The sequence below is a fragment of the Variovorax sp. DAIF25 genome (assembly GCF_050711835.1).
GTDB lineage: Bacteria > Pseudomonadota > Gammaproteobacteria > Burkholderiales > Burkholderiaceae_C > Variovorax.
The window spans coordinates 3,107,493-3,126,585 of the sequence record NZ_CP136636.1; the positions used below are offsets into that span (position 1 = coordinate 3,107,493).

General features: G+C 68.3%; 17 protein-coding genes. 11 read left to right on the forward strand and 6 right to left on the reverse strand.

What is annotated here, in order from left to right; genetic code table 11:
- The first annotated feature begins 73 nt into the window (after positions 1-73).
- From R0232_RS14380 to R0232_RS14390, 3 genes are all read left to right on the forward strand, one after another.
- Positions 74-970 (forward strand): GNAT family N-acetyltransferase, encoded by an 897-nt coding sequence (locus tag R0232_RS14380; protein ID WP_431512526.1) that lies wholly within the window; start codon positions 74-76, stop codon positions 968-970.
- A gap of 185 nt (positions 971-1,155) precedes the next feature.
- Positions 1,156-3,297, forward strand: a complete 2,142-nt coding sequence (gene ppk1 / locus R0232_RS14385; RefSeq protein WP_093341297.1) for a polyphosphate kinase 1 — start codon at positions 1,156-1,158, stop codon at positions 3,295-3,297.
- 25 nt (positions 3,298-3,322) lie between these two features.
- Positions 3,323-3,784 carry a SixA phosphatase family protein gene (locus R0232_RS14390; RefSeq protein WP_057594239.1) on the forward strand — a complete coding sequence of 154 codons (462 nt, stop codon included), beginning with the start codon at positions 3,323-3,325 and terminating at the stop codon, positions 3,782-3,784.
- 84 nt (positions 3,785-3,868) lie between these two features.
- On the opposite strand, the gene R0232_RS14395 is transcribed toward R0232_RS14390, so the two are convergent.
- Positions 3,869-5,389 (reverse strand): exopolyphosphatase, encoded by a 1,521-nt coding sequence (locus R0232_RS14395; protein ID WP_431512527.1) that lies wholly within the window; start codon positions 5,387-5,389, stop codon positions 3,869-3,871.
- Positions 5,390-5,641: 252 nt separating this feature from the next.
- Here R0232_RS14395 and pstS point away from each other — a divergent pair, with 252 nt between their 5' ends.
- Genes pstS through phoR form a run of 7 tightly spaced genes read left to right on the forward strand, consistent with a single transcriptional unit; the run spans position 5,642 to position 12,373 of the window.
- On the forward strand, positions 5,642-6,676 hold the full coding sequence (gene pstS, locus R0232_RS14400; RefSeq protein WP_208510271.1) for a phosphate ABC transporter substrate-binding protein PstS: 1,035 nt from the start codon (positions 5,642-5,644) through the stop codon (positions 6,674-6,676).
- A gap of 45 nt (positions 6,677-6,721) precedes the next feature.
- Positions 6,722-7,801, forward strand: coding sequence for a phosphate ABC transporter permease subunit PstC (gene pstC / locus R0232_RS14405; RefSeq protein ID WP_208510272.1), 1,080 nt, complete (start codon positions 6,722-6,724; stop codon positions 7,799-7,801).
- The gene (gene pstA, locus R0232_RS14410; protein WP_208510273.1) at positions 7,798-8,682 is read left to right on the forward strand and encodes a phosphate ABC transporter permease PstA; all 885 of its coding nucleotides are present in this window, start codon (positions 7,798-7,800) and stop codon (positions 8,680-8,682) included. Before pstC ends, pstA begins: the two co-directional genes overlap by 4 nt.
- Positions 8,683-8,734: 52 nt before the next feature.
- On the forward strand, positions 8,735-9,523 hold the full coding sequence (gene pstB / locus R0232_RS14415; protein WP_208510274.1) for a phosphate ABC transporter ATP-binding protein PstB: 789 nt from the start codon (positions 8,735-8,737) through the stop codon (positions 9,521-9,523).
- A 26-nt stretch (positions 9,524-9,549) separates the two neighbouring features.
- Positions 9,550-10,251, forward strand: coding sequence for a phosphate signaling complex protein PhoU (gene phoU / locus R0232_RS14420; RefSeq protein ID WP_057594226.1), 702 nt, complete (start codon positions 9,550-9,552; stop codon positions 10,249-10,251).
- A gap of 38 nt (positions 10,252-10,289) precedes the next feature.
- A complete protein-coding gene (gene phoB, locus R0232_RS14425) occupies positions 10,290-10,982 on the forward strand; it encodes a phosphate regulon transcriptional regulator PhoB (protein WP_057594225.1) in 693 nt (230 codons plus the stop codon).
- Positions 10,983-11,026: 44 nt separating this feature from the next.
- Positions 11,027-12,373, forward strand: coding sequence for a phosphate regulon sensor histidine kinase PhoR (gene phoR / locus R0232_RS14430; RefSeq protein WP_431512528.1), 1,347 nt, complete (start codon positions 11,027-11,029; stop codon positions 12,371-12,373).
- A 34-nt stretch (positions 12,374-12,407) separates the two neighbouring features.
- Here the strand turns inward: phoR and R0232_RS14435 are convergent, their stop codons facing one another.
- The 3 genes from R0232_RS14435 to R0232_RS14445 form a co-directional block, all read right to left on the reverse strand.
- Positions 12,408-13,754, reverse strand: coding sequence for an MATE family efflux transporter (locus R0232_RS14435; protein ID WP_431512529.1), 1,347 nt, complete (start codon positions 13,752-13,754; stop codon positions 12,408-12,410).
- Positions 13,751-15,514 (reverse strand): hypothetical protein, encoded by a 1,764-nt coding sequence (locus R0232_RS14440; protein WP_431512530.1) that lies wholly within the window; start codon positions 15,512-15,514, stop codon positions 13,751-13,753. Before R0232_RS14440 ends, R0232_RS14435 begins: the two co-directional genes overlap by 4 nt.
- A 93-nt stretch (positions 15,515-15,607) precedes the next feature.
- Entirely contained in the window at positions 15,608-15,880 is a 273-nt protein-coding gene (locus R0232_RS14445) for a type B 50S ribosomal protein L31 (RefSeq protein WP_093341315.1), read from the reverse strand.
- Between the two features lie 135 nt (positions 15,881-16,015).
- Between R0232_RS14445 and R0232_RS14450 the strand changes: the two genes are divergently transcribed.
- Complete coding sequence (locus R0232_RS14450; protein WP_431512531.1) at positions 16,016-17,083, forward strand: oxidoreductase; 1,068 nt, start codon at positions 16,016-16,018, stop codon at positions 17,081-17,083.
- Positions 17,084-17,150: 67 nt separating this feature from the next.
- On the opposite strand, the gene rho is transcribed toward R0232_RS14450, so the two are convergent.
- Both rho and trxA read right to left on the reverse strand, forming a co-directional pair.
- Entirely contained in the window at positions 17,151-18,416 is a 1,266-nt protein-coding gene (gene rho, locus R0232_RS14455) for a transcription termination factor Rho (protein ID WP_057594219.1), read from the reverse strand.
- 188 nt (positions 18,417-18,604) lie between these two features.
- A complete protein-coding gene (gene trxA, locus R0232_RS14460; protein WP_057594218.1) occupies positions 18,605-18,937 on the reverse strand; it encodes a thioredoxin TrxA in 333 nt (110 codons plus the stop codon).
- Between the last annotated feature and the right edge of the window lie 156 nt (positions 18,938-19,093).

Consider the following 19,093-nt stretch of genomic DNA (forward strand, 5'->3'; position numbering starts at 1 on the left):
TGCAATTGCCACGGCCATGACACGCGCTTTTCACCACGGGTGCCGAGACTCGCCCAGCAGAAAGGGTTTCCACATGAAAGAACTGCCCAACCCGACATTTCCGCTGTCGCAGATCGGGCTCCGCGCAGCCCTCTGGCCCGCGCCCGTTGTCGCCGGCACCGCCGCCGCCGTCATCGCGACGCCCAAGGTCCCCGCTGCCGTCAGCCCCGCGGTCGTCGTGCCGGCCCCCGTCATCGAGGCCAAGCAGGGCATCACCGTCGGTTGGGCCCGTCACCAGGACGATGTGCGCGCGGCCCAGCGCCTGCGCTATGAAGTGTTCGTCGGCGAGATGGGTGCCCGCATCTCCACCTCGCTGCCCGGCCACGACGTGGACCTGTTCGACGACTTCTGCGAACACCTGCTGGTGCGCGACGAACTGACGCAGCAGGTGATCGGCACCTACCGCGTGCTGACGCCGGCCCAGGCGCGCCGCGTGGGCAGCACCTACAGCGACACCGAATTCGACCTGACCCGCCTGCGCGACCTGCGCGAGCGCATGGTCGAGCTGGGCCGCAGCTGCGTGCACCCCGAGCACCGCCAGGGCGGCGTGATCCTGGCGCTGTGGGGCGCGCTGGCCGGTTTCATGCACCGCAACAAGCTCGACACGATGATCGGCTGCGCCAGCATCCCGATGTCGCACAACGGCGTGACCTGCGGCGACGCGGCGGCCAGCATCTGGCGCCAGCTCTCGGCCAGCCACATGGCGCCGATCCAGTACCAGGTGCAGCCGCGGCTCGCGCTGCCGGTCGAGCGCCTCGACGGCAGCCTCGACGTGGAACCGCCCGCGCTGATCAAGGGCTACCTGCGCCTGGGCGCCAAGGTGCTCGGCGCGCCGGCCTGGGATCCGGACTTCAACACCGCCGACCTGCCGATGCTGATGCGCATCGACGATCTGCCGGCGCGCTACCGCAAGCATTTCCTGGGCGCATGAAACCAGCGGTCGTCCGACCCGCGAACGGGTCGTCCGTCCTGCCGCCGGACGGGGAAGAGCAGTCGAAAGTAGGCATGTCGACGGCGTCACGGGAAAGTCATGCAAATGTCACAAACCCGCATGACACTGTCACATTCCCTTTATCGAGCACGGCCATGGTGCCGCTTGTTCCAGAATCCGTGTCCATGCCTTCCGATCCGGCCGATTCGCTGCCTTCCGTGGCCGAGACGCCGAAATTCACCTTGCTTGACCGCGACCACAGCATCCTGTCGTTCAACGAGCGGGTGCTCGACTGGGCGCACCGCCCCGAGGTGCCGCTGATCGAGCGCCTGCGCTACCTGTGCATCGTCTCGTCGAACCTCGACGAGTTCTTCGAGGTCCGCGCCGCACCGCACCTGATCGCGGGCAGCGCCGACGACCACAAGGGCACCTACACGGTCGAGTCCTTCCGCCGGCTGGCCGAGGCGGTCCACACGCTGGTGGCGCGCCAGTACGCGCTCTACAACGACGAGCTGATGCCGACCTTCGGCACGCACGGCATCCACATCATTTCGCACGGCGAGCGCAACCCCGCGCAGCGCAAGTGGGTGGCCGAGTATTTCGAGCGCGAGGTGCGCCCGCTGCTGCTGCCGGTGGGGCTCGACCCCTCGCATCCGTTCCCGCAGGTCGCGAACAAGTCGCTCAACTTCATCGTGCGCCTGGGCGGCAAGGACGCCTTCGGGCGCGAGAACCCGATCCAGATCGTGAAGGTGCCGCGCGTGCTGCCGCGGCTGATCAAGATGCCGGCCAAGGTGTCGGACGGCAAGACGCTGTTCGTGGCGCTGTCGAGCGTGGTGCGCGCGCACCTGTCCTCGATGTTCACGGGGCGCGAGGTCGGCGACTTCTCGCAGTTCCGCGTCACGCGCCATTCCGACCTCGCGGTGGACGAGGAGGACGTGAAGAACCTGCGCACCGCGCTGCGCCAGGGCCTGCAGCACCGGCACTTCGGCCAGGCGGTGCGCCTGGAGGTGTCGGCCAGCTGCGCCGAGTCGCTCGCGAGCTTCCTGCTCGAGCAGTTCAACCTGCCGCCCGAGGCGCTGTACCGCGTGCACGGCCCGGTCAACCTGGCGCGCTTCACGCAGCTGGCCGACCTGCTCGACGAGCCGAAGCTGCGCTTCAAGCCCTACCAGGCCTCCTACCCGATCACGCTGTCGCCCGCGCAGTCCTTCTTCGAGCGGCTGCAGCGCGGCGACGTGCTGATCCACCAGCCCTTCGAGAGCTTCGAGGGCGTGCTGGCCTTCCTGCGCGAGGCGGTGCACGACCCGCAGGTGCTGGCGATCAAGCAGACCATCTACCGCACCGGCGCCGACTCCGAGCTGATGGAGCTGCTGCGCGAGGCGGTGCGCCGCGGCAAGGAAGTCACCGTGGTGGTGGAGCTCAAGGCGCGCTTCGACGAAGAGGCCAACATCAACTGGGCCGAGATGCTCGAGTCGATCGGCGCCCAGGTGGTGTACGGCGTGGTGGGCCTGAAGACCCACGCCAAGATGCTGCTGGTGACGCGCCGCGAGGGCAAGCAGATGCGCCGCTACGGCCACCTGTCGACCGGCAACTACAACCCGCGCACCGCGCGCCTGTACACCGACATCAGCCACCTCACGGCCGACCCGCTGCTGACCGCCGACATGGAAGCGGTGTTCGTGCACCTCGCGAGCCAGAGCAAGCTGCCCAAGCTCAACCGCGTGTGGCTCGCGCCCTTCGACCTGCACAGCAACATCCGCGCGCAGATCGCCACGCTGGCCGCGGCCGCCGAGCGCGGCGAGCCCACGCGCATCGTCGCCAAGATGAATGCGCTGACCGACGAGGAACTGGTCGCGGCGCTGGTGCACGCGGGGCAGAAGGGCGTGAAGATCGACCTGATCGTGCGCGGTGCCTGCACGCTGCCGGCCCAGGTGCCGGGGCTGACCGACAACATCCGCGTGCGCTCGGTGATCGGCCGCTTCCTCGAGCATTCGCGGGTGTTCTATTTCCGCCATGGCGAGGACGAGTCGCTCTACCTGTCGAGCGCCGACTGGATGAACCGCAACATGATGCGGCGCATCGAGCTCGCCTGGCCCGTGACCGACCCGGTGCTGCGCCAGCGCCTCATCGACGAGTGCCTGGTCGCCTACCTGCACGACGGCCGCGATGCCTGGGACTTGGGCGCCGATGGCGTCTACACCCGCATCGACCACGACACGCACCCCGGCGAGGCCGGCGCGTCGCGTGCGATCGAGGCGCACGGCGCGCAGGCCGCCCTGATGAACCGCTATGCAGCGCGAGGGCCCCGTGACGTCGCATCCGGCGAATGAAGCCGAAGTTCGAAAGACGATGACCATGGACCTGATCTTCTGGCGCCATGCGGAAGCCGATGACTGGACCGAGGGCTGCGACGACATGCAGCGCTCGCTCACCGCGCGCGGCGAGAAGCAGGCCAAGCGAATGGCCAGCTGGCTCGACCGCCAGCTGCCCGACGGCACGCGCATCATCAGCAGCCCCGCGCGGCGCTGCGAGCAAACCGCGCTGGCGCTCGGGCGCAAGTACAAGCTGCGCAGCGAACTCGCTCCCGACACCACCGCCGATGCGCTGCTGGCCTCGGCCGGCTGGCCCAACGGCAAGTCGGTGGTGCTGATGATCGGCCACCAGCCTTCGCTGGGGCAGGCGATCTCGCTGCTGCTGGGCTTGAAGCAGGACAGCTGCCCGGTGCGCAAGGGCGCGCTGTGGTGGATCCGCACGCGCGAGCGCGATGGCGACGTGCAGACCGTCGTGGTGACGGTGCAGTCGCCCGAACTGCTCTGAGGCTGCGCGCGGCCACGCCGCTCGTTCGGTGTCAACGCCGCGGGCGGAGGTGCCGGCTGTCCGCCGGCCATCCGGCCGGGCGGCTCAGCAGCCCGCCAGGTCCACGCGCCAGGTACTGATCTTCTGCCAGGCCAGCACCTCCTCGCGCAGCAGGTGGGCCGACTGCGGGAAGGCCTCGGCCCAGTCGGGCGCGCAGGCGATCGAGAAGGTGCGGGTGCCGAGCGTCGACAGGTGCAGCGCGTCGGGCGCGGGGTCGCGGCGCGCGTGGCACAGGATCACCGCGAGCCGCAGCGCCAGCAGTTGCATCACGAAGGTCTCGTCGTCGAGCGAGGCCTCGAGCTTGCGCAGCTTGCCGCGCTGGCCTAGCACCAGCTGGGCGAGGGCGTGCAGCTCGTTCACCGCGAAGCCGGGCGCGTCGGTGTTGTCGAGGATGTAGGCGCCGTGCTTGTGGTAGTCGCTGTGCGAGACCAGCGCGCCGATCTCGTGCAGCTGCGCGGCCCAGCCGAGCTTGCGCAGCGCGCGGCCGGCGCGGCTGGTGGTGCTGCCGCCGCGCGCGGCCGGCGCCAGCTGCACGAACAGGGCGGCGGCCGTGTCGCCCACGCGGCGGGCCTGGGTGGGGTCGACCGCGAAACGAGTGGCGAGGCGCGCGACCGTGGTGGTGCGCATGTCGGCCACGCTATCGTCGCGTTCGAGCAGTTCGTAGAGCACGCCGTGGCGCAGCGCGCCCTGGGCCACCTTCATCTCCTCGATGCCCAGCAGGTCGAACACCGCGCGCAGCACGCTGAGGCCGCCGCCGATGACCGCCTTGCGGTCCTCGCGCATGCCTTCGATGCGCAGCTTGTCGGCGCCGCCGGCCTTGAGCAGCCGGTCGAGCAGCCAGTCGAGGCCCTCGCGCCTGACCACGCCGGGCTCGCCGCCGGCCGCGGCCAGCACGTCGCCGACCGCGCCGATCGTGCCCGAGGCGCCATAGGCCACGTCCCACTGGTCGCGCGTGTAGCTGCCGAGCGCGTCGTCGAGCACCGCCTTGGCCGCGACCTCGGCGGCCCGGAAGGCGGCGGCGGTGAACTGGCCCTCGGGGAAGTGCTTCATCGACCAGGCGACGCTGCCGACGCGGTACGACTCCATCAGCTCGGCCTCGAGGGCCCGGCCGATGATCATTTCGGTGGAGCGCCCGCCGATGTCGATCACCAGCCGGCGTTCGCGGTCGGAGGCGTCGTTGTGGGGCAGCATGTGCGCCACGCCCTGATAGATCAGGCGGGCTTCCTCGCGCCCGGGGATCACGTCGATGCCGAAGCCCAGGATGGTGCGCGCGCGCAGCAGGAATTCCTCGCGGTTGCGCGCCTCGCGCAGCGTCTGGGTGGCGACGGCCCGTACCTGCGAGCGCTTGAAGCCGGCCAGCCGCTCGCCGAAGCGGGCGAGGGCGTCCCAGCCGCGCTGCATGGCTTCTGGCGTGAGGTTGCGTGCGCTGTCCAGGCCGTTGCCCTGGCGCACGGTCTCCTTCAGGTATTCGGTGCGGTGGATCTGGCCGTGATCGACCTGGCCGATTTCGAGCCGGAAGCTGTTGGAACCGAGATCGACCGCTGCGAGGCGGGTGCCGTTTTGCATGTTGTAGTAAAGAAGGCGGAGCCTGATTCGTATGTCGTTGACGGTTTCCCCAACCGCCTCCAAACCCCACCGCAGCGAGGTTCGAGAGGCTAGTTCGGGCGCATGACGGTTGTGTGACAGCGTCACAGAGCCGGAGGGCTCCGCGGCCCCATTTTCCCTCGACAGAGGGGTGTCACATCGATGTCACACAAGCTTTCTAGAGTCCGTCGCAAGCCCGAAAGGGGACTACTTCTTACTTCTAAAGGAAGCTTCATGAAAACGACGTTCAAATTTGCAACCGCCGGCCTCGTCGCCGCGGTTTTCGCTCTTCCCGCGTTCGCCCAGGACGTGACCGGTGCCGGCGCCAGCTTCCCCGCCCCGCTGTATGCCAAGTGGGCTTCGGACTTCAACAAGGCCACCGGCGTCAAGATCAACTACCAGTCGGTCGGTTCGGGCGCCGGCCTGAAGCAGATCGAAGCCAAGACCGTCGACTTCGGCGCGTCGGACGCTCCCCTGAAGGACGACGAACTCCAGGCCAAGGGCCTGATGCAGTTCCCCACCGTCATCGGCGGCGTGATCCCGGTCGTGAACATCCAGGGCATCAAGCCCGGCGAACTCAAGCTCAGCGGCCAGGTGCTGGGCGACATCTACCTCGGCAAGATCACGAAGTGGAACGACCCCGCGATCAAGGCCCTGAACGGTTCGCTGAACCTGCCCGACGCTGCCATCGCCCCGGTTCGCCGCGCCGACGGTTCGGGCACCAGCTTCCTGTTCACCAACTACCTGTCGAAGGTCAATGCCGAGTGGAAGAGCAAGGTCGGCGAAGGCACGGCCGTGAACTGGCCCACCGGCGCGGGCGGCAAGGGCAATGAAGGCGTCGCCGCCTTCGTGGGCCGCCTGCCGAACTCGATCGGCTACGTGGAATACGCCTACGTCAAGCAGAACAAGATGACGTACGCCCAGCTGCAGAACGCGGCCGGCAACTTCGTCTCGCCCGACGACACCGCCTTCAAGGCCGCCGCCGCCGGTGCCGACTGGAACAAGAGCTTCTACCAGGTGCTGACGAACCAGTCGGACAAGGGTGCATGGCCGATCACCGGCGCCACCTTCATCCTGCTGCACAAGACGCAGGACAAGCCGGCCAACGCCACCACCGTGCTGAAGTTCTTCGACTGGGCCTACAAGAGCGGCGACAAGACGGCCGACGACCTGGACTACGTGCCGATGCCCGACGCCGTGAAGGCCACGATCGCCAAGGCCTGGGGTGAGGTCAAGGACGCTTCGGGCAAGCCCGTCGCGTTCAAGTAAGCCTCCTTCTTCTCCCTGATCAGAAAAAGAAAACACGGCGCGCCAATGAGCAGCAATCCGCTCGATGGCGCGCCGCTTTCGTCCTTGCCGGAGCGACACGTGTCATCCACTTTCCCCGCCGCCGCCACCGCGCTCGATCTTTCCGCCGAGCAGGGCCGCACCACCGCACCGCCGCCGATGAAGGCATCGCGCTCCGGTCCCATGGTCGATCGCCTGTTCGGCCTGGCCGCCAAGGGTGCCGCACTGCTGACGCTGGCGATGCTGATCGGCATCCTGCTGTCGCTGATCGTCGGCGCCTGGCCCGCCATCACCAAGTACGGCCTCGGCTTCCTCACGAGCAGCGTGTGGGACCCGGTCCAGAACGAATACGGCGGCCTCGTGATGATCTACGGCACGCTGGCCACCTCGGCCATCGCCCTGGTGATCGCGGTGCCCGTGAGCTTCGGCATCGCGCTCTTCCTCACCGAACTCTCGCCCGGCTGGCTCAAGCGCCCGCTGGGCACCGCCATCGAGCTGCTGGCTGCCGTGCCGTCGATCGTCTACGGCATGTGGGGCCTGCTGGTGTTCGGCCCCATCCTCTCGAGCTGGGTCCAGCAGCCGCTGCAGAAGCTGCTGGCCGGCGTGCCCTACCTCGGCGCGCTGGTGTCCGGTCCCCCGGTGGGCATCGGCATTCTCTCGGCGGGCATCATCCTCGCGATCATGATCATCCCGTTCATCGCCTCGGTGATGCGCGACGTGTTCGAGGTCACGCCCCCGCTGCTCAAGGAATCGGCCTACGGCCTCGGTTCCACCACCTGGGAGGTCGTCTCCAAGGTCGTGCTGCCCTACACCAAGGCCGGCGTCGTCGGCGGCATCATGCTCGGCCTGGGCCGCGCGCTCGGCGAGACCATGGCCGTCACCTTCGTGATCGGCAACATGAACCAGCTGAACTCGCTCTCGGTGTTCGAGGCGGCCAACAGCATCACCTCGGCGCTCGCCAACGAGTTCGCCGAAGCCGGCGCCGGCCTGCACCAGGCCGCGCTGATGTACCTGGGCCTCGTGCTGTTCTTCATCACCTTCGTCGTGCTGTCGCTGTCGAAGGTGCTGCTGGCGCAGATGAAGAAGAGCGAAGGAAAGAAGTCGTGAGCACAAGCCAATCCCTCATCAACGCCAAGACCCTGGCCGAAACCCGCCAGGCCCGGTTCGCCTCGCGCAACCGCGTCAACAAGATCGCCCTCACGCTGTCGCTCGCCGCGATGGTGTTCGGCGTGTTCTGGCTCGTCTGGATCCTCTGGGAGACCCTGCGCCTCGGTATCGGCGGCCTGTCGATCATGGCCTTCACCGAGATGACCCCGCCGCCGAACGAGCCGGGCGGCATCCTGAACGCCATCTTCGGCTCCTTCGTGATGGTGCTGCTGGCGACCTTCGTCGGCACGCCGATCGGCATCATGGCCGGCATCTACCTGGCCGAGTACAACCCCAAGGGCCTGCTGTCCTCGATCACGCGCTTCGTCAACGACATTCTGCTGTCGGCGCCGTCGATCGTGATCGGCCTGTTCGTCTACGCGGTGGTCGTGGCCTACTTCAAGAACTTCTCGGGCCTGGCCGGTGCGCTGTCGCTCGCGCTGATCGTGATCCCGGTCGTGATCCGCACCACCGAGAACATGCTGCAGCTGGTGCCCCCGGGCCTGCGCGAAGCCGCCTACGCCCTCGGCACGCCGAAGTGGAAGGTGATCCTGAGCATCACGCTGCGCGCCGCGCGCGCCGGTGTCGTGACCGGCATCCTGCTGGCCGTGGCCCGCATCGCCGGCGAGACCGCGCCGCTGCTGTTCACGGCCCTGAACAACCAGTTCTGGACCGCCGACGTGACGCAGCCGATGGCCAGCCTGCCGGTGACGATCTTCAAGTTCGCCATGAGCCCCTACGAGAACTGGCAACAGCTCGCCTGGGCCGGCGTGTTCCTGATCACCGTCGCGGTGCTCGCCCTCAACATCCTGGCGCGGGTCCTCACGCGCTCCAAGCACTGAACCCGAAGCGGCTTCCACGCAACCCGCACAGAACGAACAAGAGAAACGCAACATGGCACCCATCACCGCTCCCACCGCCGCCGCATCGCCCGCGAAGATCTCGGTCAAGAACCTGAACTTCTACTACGGCAAGTTCCACGCGCTCAAGGGCATCAACCTCGAGATCCCCGAGAACAAGGTCACGGCCTTCATCGGCCCCTCGGGCTGCGGCAAGTCGACGCTGCTGCGCACCTTCAACCGCATGTTCGAGCTCTATCCCGAGCAGCGCGCCGAGGGCGCCATCGAGCTCGACGGCGAGAACCTGCTGACCAGCAAGCAGGACGTGGCGTTGATTCGCGCCAAGGTCGGCATGGTGTTCCAGAAGCCGACGCCGTTCCCGATGTCGATCTACGACAACATCGCCTTCGGCGTGAAGCTGTTCGAGAATCTCTCGGCCAGCGACATGGACGACCGTGTCGAATGGGCGCTGAAGAAGGCGGCCCTGTGGACCGAAGTGCGCGACAAGCTGCAGCAGAGCGGCTCGGGCCTCTCGGGCGGCCAGCAACAGCGCCTGTGTATCGCGCGCGGCATCGCGATCAAGCCCGAAGTGCTGCTGCTCGACGAACCCTGCTCGGCCCTGGACCCGATCTCGACCGCCAAGATCGAGGAACTGATCGCCGAGCTGAAGAACGAATACACGGTGGTCATCGTGACCCACAACATGCAGCAGGCGGCCCGCTGCAGCGACTACACCGCCTACATGTACCTGGGCGACCTGATCGAGTTCGGTGCCACCGAGCAGATGTTCTTCAAGCCGCAGCGCAAGGAGACCGAGGACTACATCACCGGCCGCTTCGGCTGATGCAACAACGCAAAGAGGACGACACCATGACTGAAAAACACCTCTCCAGCCAGTTCGACAGCGAACTCAACGGCGTCTCGTCGCGCGTGATGGAACTCGGCGGCATGGTCGAGTCGCAGATCCACCAGGCGATCTACGCGCTGCTGCAGTTCGATTCGGACGCGGCCGACCGCGTGATGGAAACCGAGCACCGCGTGAACGCGATGGAAATCGAGATCGACCGCGAGCTGTCGTCGATCATCGCGCGTCGCCAGCCGACCGCGCGCGACCTGCGCCTCTTGATCGCGATCTCCAAGACCACCGCCAACCTCGAGCGCGTGGGCGACGAGGCCAACAAGATCGCGCGCATGGTCAAGTCGATCATCGAGAGCGGTGCTTCGCGCGTGCTGCCGACCACCGAGCTGCGCATCGCGGCCGACCTGGCGTCGAACCTGCTGCGCACCGCGCTCGACGCGTTCGCGCGCCTCGACACCGCCGCGGCGCTGTCGATCCTCAAGGACGACGACCTGATCGACAAGGAGTTCGATGGCTTCGTGCGCAAGCTGGTCACCTACATGATGGAAGACCCGCGCACCATCTCCGCGAGCCTCGACCTGCTGTTCCTGGCCAAGGCCATCGAGCGCATCGGCGACCACGCCAAGAACATCGCCGAGTTCATCATCTACATCGTCAAGGGGGCCGATGTGCGGCACACTTCGATGCAGGAAATCGAGTCGGCGCTGCAGTAACGACACCAGTACGACTGCGGCAAGACTCCCAAGAAAGCATGAAAAAACCCCGAGTCCTGATCGTCGAAGACGAGTCCTCGATCGCCGAGCTGATCGCCGTCAACCTCCGCCACAACGGCTTCGAGCCGATCTGGTCGGAGGATGGCGCGGCGGCCCAACGCGAGATCGATGCCTTCCTGCCGGACCTGATCCTGCTCGACTGGATGCTGCCGGGCCAGAGCGGCCTGCAGCTCGCGCGCCAGTGGCGCAAGGACCCCCGTACCAAGGCCGTCCCGATCCTGATGCTGACCGCGCGCGGCGACGAGCCCGACAAGGTGGCCGGCCTCGACGCCGGCGCCGACGACTACATCACCAAGCCCTTTTCCACCCAGGAAATGCTCGCGCGCATCCGCGCCGTGCTGCGCCGCCGCGCGCCCGAGGTGGTGACCGAGCGCGTCGAGATCGGCGAGCTCGCGCTCGACACCGCCACCCACCGCGTGACCTGGCAAGGCAATGCGCTGAAGGTCGGCCCGACCGAGTTCAAGCTGCTGGCCTACCTGATGCAGCACGCCGAGCGCGTCCACAGCCGGGCCCAGCTGCTCGACAAGGTGTGGGGCGACCACGTCTACATCGAGGAGCGCACGGTCGACGTGCACGTCAAGCGCCTGCGCGAATCGCTCGGTGCGGCGTCCCCGATGGTCGAGACGGTGCGCGGCGCCGGCTACCGACTGACGGCCCAAGCCACCGTTTGACCGCCGTGAGCGTCTCCGCCCGCGGGCGCGGATAATCGCCCGCCATGCCGTTTCGCATTGCTACTTTTTTAATAGCGTCTCTCCTTGGTGGAGCGGGCGTTACAGCCTTTTTTGGCTGGAAGCTCGGCTGGATCGGCGCCTGGGGCGGCGCGGTGGTCTGGCTGGCCTTCGACGGCTGGCGTGCCAAGCGGCTGCTGCAGATCCTGCGCAACGACGCGGTGGGGTTGCCCAGCCGCGGCGTCGGCATGTGGGGCGAGCTGGCCGAGCGCATCCGCAAGCTGCTGCGCGACCGCGAACAGCAGATCCGCCAGGCCGAGGACCGGCTGCAGGAATTCCTGGCCGCCATCCAGGCCTCGCCCAACGGCGTGGTGCTGCTCGACGAGCAGGGCCGCATCGAGTGGTGCAACCAGACCGCGGCGGCGCAGTTCGGCATCGATGCCGAGCGCGACCTGCTGCAGCACCTGGCCAACCTCGTGCGCGATCCGGCCTTCGTCGCCTACCTCGCGTCGTGGAACTACAGCCGCGACGTCGTCATCGACGGCCATGGCCCGGGCTCGCAGCAGCGCAGCCACACGGTGCGGCTGTCGGTGCAGGTGCATCCCTACGCGGGCAACCGCCGCATGCTGCTCACGCGCGACATCACCGCGCTCGAGCAGGCCGAGGCGATGCGGCGCGACTTCGTGGCCAACGTCTCGCACGAGATCCGCACGCCGCTCACGGTGCTCGCGGGCTTCGTCGAGACGCTGCAGAACCTGCCGCTCGATGCCGACGAGCGCGCGCGCTATCTCGGGCTGATGGGGCAGCAGTCGCACCGCATGGAGACGCTGGTCAACGACCTGCTGACCCTGTCGCGCCTCGAGGGCAGTGCCGCGCCCGGTGGCACCCAGTGGACCCGCATCCGCGCCTTGCTCGCGCAGTGCGAGGACGAGGGGCGCGGCCTGTCGGGCCGGCTCTCGCCGCAGCTGGGCCACAAGCTGTCGTTCACCATCGATGCCGATTCGGAGATGTCCGGCGCCGCCACCGAGCTGCAGAGCGCGATGTCGAACCTGCTGAGCAACGCGATCCGCTACACGCCCGGCGGCGGCGAGGTGGCCGTGAGCTGGCGCGTGTTGCCCGACGGCCGCGGCGAGTACGCGGTGAAGGACACCGGCCCGGGCATCGCGGCCGAGCACATCCCGCGGCTGACCGAGCGCTTCTATCGCATCGACCGCAGCCGTTCGCGCGAGACCGGCGGCACCGGGCTCGGGCTGGCGATCGTCAAGCACATCGCCCAGCGCCATGGCGCGGAGCTGCGCATCGAGAGCACGGTGGGCAAGGGGTCGCGCTTCACGCTGCTGTTCCCGGCCACGCGCGTGCGCGAGGCGCGGGTGCTGGCGCGGCTGCAGGCCTGAACGGCCGCGCCGCTTTCGCCGCCCAGTCGTTCGCTCAGCCGCGCACGCGGTGCGCCATGGTCCAGCGCAGCAGCGCACCGAACAGCAGCGCCGTGACGGCCAGCGCGGCGGCACCCATGATCCAGAACGCCAGCGGCGACTGCATGGCCGGCCAGGGGCCGAGCCCGCGGTAGGCCAGCAGGTAGCTGCCGCCCAGGCCCACCACCCACAGCAGCGTGCAGTAGATCGCCAGCGGCGCGAGCGTGACGCGGTAGCAGCGCAGCACGAACACGCACAGGGTCTGCAGCGCGTCGGCGAAGTGGTAGAGCGCCACCACGAGCAGCAGCGCGCCCGCGAGCGCGATCACGGCCGGCTTGTCCGAATACACGGCCGCGAGCTGGAAGCGCAGCCCCCACATGGCGAGCGCGAACAGCAGCGCGCACAGCACGGTCAGCTCGAAGCCGGTGCGGCAGGCGCGCCGCGCCAGTGCCGGATCGCCGGCGCCGAGCCAGAAGCTCACGCGCGCGCTGGTGGCGATCGCGAGCGACAGCGGCACCATGTAGGCCACGGCCAGCAGGTTGGCGGCGATCTGGTGCGCCGCGGCCGCGGTCGTGCCCAGGCGCGCGATGAACAGCGCCATCAGCGTGAACGAGGTGACCTCGACCAGCACCGCGAGGCCGGCCGGCACGCCCAGGCGCGCGAACTGGCCGATCTGCGCCCAGTCGGGCTTCTCGATCGGTTGCCAGAGCCGGTAGCCGCGGTAGAACGGGCTGGCGCGCAGCAGCCACACGGCGCAGCCGAGCATCGCCCAGTTGACGACCAGCGTGGCCCAGCCGCAGCCGACCAGGCCCATGGCCGGCAGCCCGGCACCGCCGAAGGTGAACCAGACCGACAGCGGCAGCTTGATCGCCAGCGAGCCGAGCTGCAGCCAGGTCACGAGCTGCGGCTTGCCCAGGCTCTGGCTCAGGGTGCTGAACAGGCGGAACAGCAGCGCGGGTGCGAGCCCGAAGGCCAGCACCATCAGGTAGGCCTCGACCTCGCCGCGCATCGCGGGCGGCACCTGAGTCCATTGCAGGGCCGGGCCCGGCAGCAGCAGCAGCGCCATGCCCACCACGATCGCCAGTCCCGCGAGGTAGAGCGACTGCCGCACAGAGCGGCCCACCTCGGTGCCGCGGCCGCCGCCGTGCAGCTCGGCCCAGACCGGCAGCAGGGCCTGCAGCACGCCCATGAGCGAGACGTAGACGCTGACGAAGATGGCGGCACCGACCGAGAGGGCGGCCAGCGCGTCCTCGGAATAGCGGCCGGCCACGATGGTGTCGGTCACGCCGAAGGCCATCACGGCGAGCTGGCCGACCAGCACCGTGCCCGCGTGGCGGGCGATCAGTCCGCGTTCGCCCCTCACCGCGGTGCGATCTTCTCGTACAGCAGCAGGTCGTCGGAGGGACTGCTGGGGCGGCGCAGGGTCCCCGCGAAGCGCCATTGGTCGAGCGAGATGATGGTGTGCAGCCGCTCGATGGTCTCGGGGGCCACCAGCAGCCACGGGCAGTCGGTGCCCAGCAGCAGCGGCTGCAGCTCGAAGTGGCCGTGGTATTGCAGCGCCGCGATGTGGGCGCGGCTCAGCGCGAGCTCGGCCACGCACTTGGGATGGCCCACGCGCTCGCTCACCGCGCGCACCTGCGGCGCGTAGCTGCGCGCATAGTCGATCGGTGGCAGCCACAGCGTCATCAGCAGCATCCAGCACAGCGCGGTGCCGCCGGCCGGCAGCACCAGCGTCTTCCAGAGCGCCGCGCGGTGGCGGCCGGTGCGCCAGCGCACCAGCCAGCACCAGGCGATGGTGGCGGCGAGCGCGAGCACGAAGGCGATCGGCGAGAACTCGGGCACGAAGCCCGGCACCAGCCGCGCCACGCTGGCCGCGGGCTTGGGCGGGTAGCCGGTCTGCATCGCGATCCAGTAGATCCAGCCCAGCAGCGCGAGGCCGCTGAAGAAGAGCAGGGTGAACCAGTCGACCAGCGCCGCCACGCTGCGCCGGAAGGTCGGCAGCGCGAAGGCCGCGAGCGTGGCCATCGCGGGCAGCGCCAGCATCAGCGAGCGGTCGGAGTAGTCGGTGGTCCAGGTGGCGGCCAGCGGCACCAGCGCGAACCAGAACGGCAGCGCCACGTGGCGCGCCGCGAGCTGGCGGCGCCAGCGCCACAGCGTCCACAGCGCGAGCGGCCAGGCCGGCCAGGTGAACCACAGCAGCAGCCGGGCCTGGCTGCGGATGTCGCTCGCGATCGAGGTGCCGGGATGGGCGCCGGGCAGGTCGATCTTCCATTGCAGCAGGCCGAGGCCGATCGCGAGCGCCGCGGCCAGCAGCGTCACGCCGGCCATGGTGAACAGCGCACCGCGCGTGTAGCCCGGGCCTTCGTCCTCGCCCACGCCCGACCAGCCGGTGCTCGCGGGTTCGGCGGCGCGGCGCATGCGGCGGCGCTCGTAGGCGATGAACAGCACGCTGCCGGTGGCGAGAGCCAGGCCGACGGTCGGGCCGCCGCTGAGCGTCATGCCCAGCGTGCCGACCACCAGCGCGATGACCGGCCCGGCGCGCCGGTAGGGCAGGGCGGCCACGCCGTAGAACAGGTGCGAGGCGAAGTAGAGCTGGGCCAGCGCGGGCGTGGTTTCATGGCCGAGCTGCGCCAGGCCCAGGCAGGCGATCAGCGCGAGCAGGGCGCCGTCGGCCATGGCGCGCGCGTAGTCGGTCGGCCGGGCCTCGCCGCCGAAGGCGAAGGCCACGGGCTGGGCGCGCGCGGTGCGCGCCAGGTAATAGACCGCGTACCAGGTCGCGGTGAAGGTGCCCCACAGCAGCAGCGCGAACACGATGCGCACCGCGAAGTCGGGATGCAGCCAGGCGGGCGCGATCTTGATCGCCAGCGCGCCGATCCAGTACGGCACCAGCGCGGGCGTTTCGGGCGCGATGCCCAGCAGGCGCGGATCGAACCAGCGGGCGATGCCCTCGGTGCTGCGCGCCAGTTCGGCCATGTAGCCGAAAGCCGTGATGTCGGCGCTCTTCCAGGGTCCCCGGCCGACCAGCCCCGGCAGCAGATAGGCGGCGCACAGCAGCAGCAGCGCGATGCGCGGCAGCCGGCGCACGGCATTCTGGGCAACGATCGCGGGCGTGGGCTGGTTCAAAGGGCGATGGGCGGCAACGGGTGGGGGAAACAAAAAGGGCAGCGCGGTAAACCGGGCTGCCCTCGACGCCAGGCCTGAGCCTGGGTGCGTGCCTTACTTGGAGGCAGCGGCGCCGGTCGTCTTGCCGAAGCGGTTGCGGAACTTCTCGACGCGACCGCCCATGTTGTCGACCGACTTCTGGGTGCCGGTGTAGAACGGGTGCGATTCGCTGGTCGTGTCCAGCTTGAACAGGGGCAGCTCGCGGCCGTCGTCCGCCTTGGCGGTTTCCTTCGTGTTCACGCAGGAACGGGTCACGAACTTGAAGCCGTTCGACATGTCGACGAACAGGACTTCGCGGTAATTCGGGTGGATGCCTTCTTTTGCCATGGTCTTTCCTTGGGGGTCGATGCGAGAGCCACTGGCGGGCAGGACGCCGGCCGCACTTTTCGCGAAGCCGTCGATTATCGCATACTGGGCCGATGGCGGCCAGTTCGGCCCGTCCCCAGCCAAATCGGGCCTCCCATGACCTCCAGACCCCTGCGCGCCGGCCTCGTCGGCTACGGCTTTGCCGGCCAGACCTTCCATGCCCCCGTGCTGTCGGCCGTGCCCGGGCTCGAACTGGCGGCCGTGGCCAGTTCCCAGCCGCACAAGGTGCATGCCGACTGGCCCGGCGTGGCCGTGGTGCCCGACACGGCGGCGCTGGTCGCGCGGCAGGACATCGATCTCGTCGTGGTCGCCACGCCGAACGCCCAGCACCATCCGGTCGCGAAGACGGCGCTGCTGGCCGGCAAGCACGTGGTGGTCGACAAGCCGTTCACGCTCGATGCCGGCGAGGCGCGCGAGCTCAAGCTGTTGTCCGAACGCAACGATCGGGTGCTCGCGGTCTACCAGAACCGCCGTTTCGACGCCGATTTCCTGACCCTGAAGGAACTGCTGGCCAGCGGCGAGCTGGGCCGCCCGGTCTATTTCGAATCGCATTTCGACCGCTACCGACCCGAGGTGCGCGAGCGCTGGCGCGAGCAGAAGGTGCCGGGCGCGGGCATCTGGGTCGACCTGGGCGCGCACCTGGTCGACCAGGCGGTGCAGCTGTTCGGCATGCCCGACACCCTGCAGCTCGACACCGCCGTGCTGCGCGATGGCGCCCAGGTCGAGGACTATTTCCACGCGGTGCTGCGCTACGAGTCGGGGCCGCATGCGCCGCTGCGCGTGGTGCTGCACTCGACCACGCTCGCGGCCCATGCGGCGCCGCGCTACCTCGTGCACGGCACGCGTGGCAGCTACGTCAAGCACGGCGTAGATCCGCAGGAGGATGCGCTGCGCGCCGGCCAGCGACCGCCGATGGCGGGGTGGGGCGCCGATCCGCTCGATGGCGAGCTCGTGCTGCCCGTTGCCGACGGCACGGTGGCGAAGCGCGCCTGGCCCACGCGCGCGGGCGACTACGTCGCGTACTACGCGGCCGTGCGCGACGCGATCCTCGGCCAGGGGCCGAATCCCGTGCCGCCCGTGCAGGCGGTGGCGCTGATGGAACTGCTCGATCTCGGCCGGCGCAGTGCCGAGGAAGGTCGCGCGCTGCCCGTCGCGCGCCCATGAAAAAAGCGCGCTGCATCTTGCGATGCAACGCGCTTTTTGGGGAGGCGAGCTTCGGTCGAAGACCGGCTCAACCCCCGCGACGCATCATGTCGAAGAACTCGACATTGGTCTTCGTCGCCTTCATGTTCTTGAGCATCAGCTCCATCGACTCGATCTCGTCCATGTTGTACATGAGCTGGCGCAGGATGCGGGTCTTCTGCAGGATCTCGGGCGCGAGCAGCAGCTCTTCGCGGCGCGTGCCGCTGCGGTTGAGCTGGATCGAGGGGAATACGCGCTTCTCGTAGAGGCGGCGGTCGAGGTGGATTTCGGAGTTGCCGGTGCCCTTGAACTCTTCGAAGATCACTTCGTCCATGCGGCTGCCGGTGTCGATCAGCGCGGTGCCGATGATGGTCAGCGAGCCGCCTTCCTCGACGTTGCGAGCGGCACCCAGGAAGCGCTTGGGACGCTGCAGTGCGTTGGCATCGACGCCGCCGGTCAGCACCTTGCCCGACGAGGGCACGACGTTGTTGTAGGCGCGTGCGAGGCGGGTGATCGAGTCGAGCAGGATCACCACGTCCTTCTTGAGCTCGACCAGACGCTTGGCGCGCTCGATCACCATCTCGGCCACGTGCACGTGGCGCGCGGCGGGCTCGTCGAAGGTGGAGGCGATGACTTCGCCCTTCACCGTGCGCTGCATTTCGGTCACTTCTTCGGGGCGCTCGTCGACGAGCAGCACCATCATGTGGACCTCGGGGTAGTTGGCGCTGATCGCGTGCGCGATGTGCTGCATCATCACCGTCTTGCCGCTCTTGGGCGGTGCCACGAGCAGGGCGCGCTGGCCCTTGCCGATGGGCGCGATGATGTCGATCACGCGACCGGTGATGTTCTCTTCGCCCTTGATGCCGTCGCGCTCGAGGCGCATCTGTTCCTTGGGGAACAGCGGCGTCAGGTTTTCGAACATCACCTTGTGCTTGTTCTGCTCGGGCGGTCCGCCGTTGACGGCGTCGAGCTTGGTCAGCGCGAAGTAGCGCTCGCCGTCCTTCGGAATGCGCACCTCGCCCTCGATCATGTCGCCGGTGTGCAGGTTGAAGCGGCGCACCTGGCTCGGGCTGATGTAGATGTCGTCGGTGCTGGCGGTGAAGCTGGTGTCCGGGCTGCGCAGGAAGCCGAAGCCGTCGGGCAGGATTTCGAGCACACCGTCGGCGAAGACCTGTTCGCCGGCCTTCGCGCGCTTCTTGATGATCGCGAACATCAGCTCCTGCTTGCGCATGCGGCCGACGTTTTCGATCTCAAGGGCTTCGGCCTGCTTGAGGACTTCAGACACGTGGAGTGCCTTGAGTTCGTTTAAGTGCATGGAACGACCCCTTGCGGGGGCAATCGAGGAGAAACGGAGAACAGGGGGGTGGTTCGATGTGAGACGAGAACTGCCTCACTGACCGGGGAACTCGAACCGGCTACCTGAAAGGGCCGGCGATCTGCTAAGGATTATGACAGGAAAAACGCGCCGGCCAACGCGTTGCGCGCTGGCCGGTTTGAAAGCACTCAGGCGAGTTGCTGGTCGATGAAGGCGGTGAGCTGGGCTTTGCTCATGGCGCCGACCTTGGTGGCGGCGAGCTGGCCGTCCTTGAACAGCATCAGCGTGGGGATGCCGCGGATGCCGAACTTGGCGGGGATGTCGCGGTTCTCGTCGACGTTGAGCTTGGCGATCTGCAGCTTGCCTTCGTAGGCGCTCGACACTTCGTCGAGGATCGGGGCGATCATCTTGCAGGGGCCGCACCATTCGGCCCAGTAGTCGACCAGCACGGGCTGGCTGGACTTGAGCACGTCGGCTTCGAAGGAGGAATCGGAGATGTGTTTGATCAGCTCGCTGGCCATGATGGAGTCCTTGTGCGCGGGGAGTTTCGGTGCAGCTACAGTGCGGGTCATTGTGACAGAAACCAAGGGGTGACGTGGCATGCACGAAGGCTATGGCGCCGATAGCCAGAGCCCTCGTCGCGACCCGGCCCCGCTACCGAATCCCCCGCGACAGAA

What these genes read in the sequence shown, in the direction of transcription:
- R0232_RS14380 (WP_431512526.1), top strand. Translation starts at nt 74, where the DNA reads ATGAAAGAACTGCCCAACCCGACATTTCCGCTGTCGCAGATCGGGCTC.
- ppk1 (WP_093341297.1), top strand. Translation starts at nt 1,156, where the DNA reads ATGCCTTCCGATCCGGCCGATTCGCTGCCTTCCGTGGCCGAGACGCCG.
- R0232_RS14390 (WP_057594239.1), top strand. Translation starts at nt 3,323, where the DNA reads ATGGACCTGATCTTCTGGCGCCATGCGGAAGCCGATGACTGGACCGAG.
- R0232_RS14395 (WP_431512527.1), bottom strand. Translation starts at nt 5,389, where the DNA reads ATGCAAAACGGCACCCGCCTCGCAGCGGTCGATCTCGGTTCCAACAGC.
- pstS (WP_208510271.1), top strand. Translation starts at nt 5,642, where the DNA reads ATGAAAACGACGTTCAAATTTGCAACCGCCGGCCTCGTCGCCGCGGTT.
- pstC (WP_208510272.1), top strand. Translation starts at nt 6,722, where the DNA reads ATGAGCAGCAATCCGCTCGATGGCGCGCCGCTTTCGTCCTTGCCGGAG.
- pstB (WP_208510274.1), top strand. Translation starts at nt 8,735, where the DNA reads ATGGCACCCATCACCGCTCCCACCGCCGCCGCATCGCCCGCGAAGATC.
- phoU (WP_057594226.1), top strand. Translation starts at nt 9,550, where the DNA reads ATGACTGAAAAACACCTCTCCAGCCAGTTCGACAGCGAACTCAACGGC.
- phoB (WP_057594225.1), top strand. Translation starts at nt 10,290, where the DNA reads ATGAAAAAACCCCGAGTCCTGATCGTCGAAGACGAGTCCTCGATCGCC.
- phoR (WP_431512528.1), top strand. Translation starts at nt 11,027, where the DNA reads ATGCCGTTTCGCATTGCTACTTTTTTAATAGCGTCTCTCCTTGGTGGA.
- R0232_RS14445 (WP_093341315.1), bottom strand. Translation starts at nt 15,880, where the DNA reads ATGGCAAAAGAAGGCATCCACCCGAATTACCGCGAAGTCCTGTTCGTC.
- R0232_RS14450 (WP_431512531.1), top strand. Translation starts at nt 16,016, where the DNA reads ATGACCTCCAGACCCCTGCGCGCCGGCCTCGTCGGCTACGGCTTTGCC.
- rho (WP_057594219.1), bottom strand. Translation starts at nt 18,416, where the DNA reads ATGCACTTAAACGAACTCAAGGCACTCCACGTGTCTGAAGTCCTCAAG.
- trxA (WP_057594218.1), bottom strand. Translation starts at nt 18,937, where the DNA reads ATGGCCAGCGAGCTGATCAAACACATCTCCGATTCCTCCTTCGAAGCC.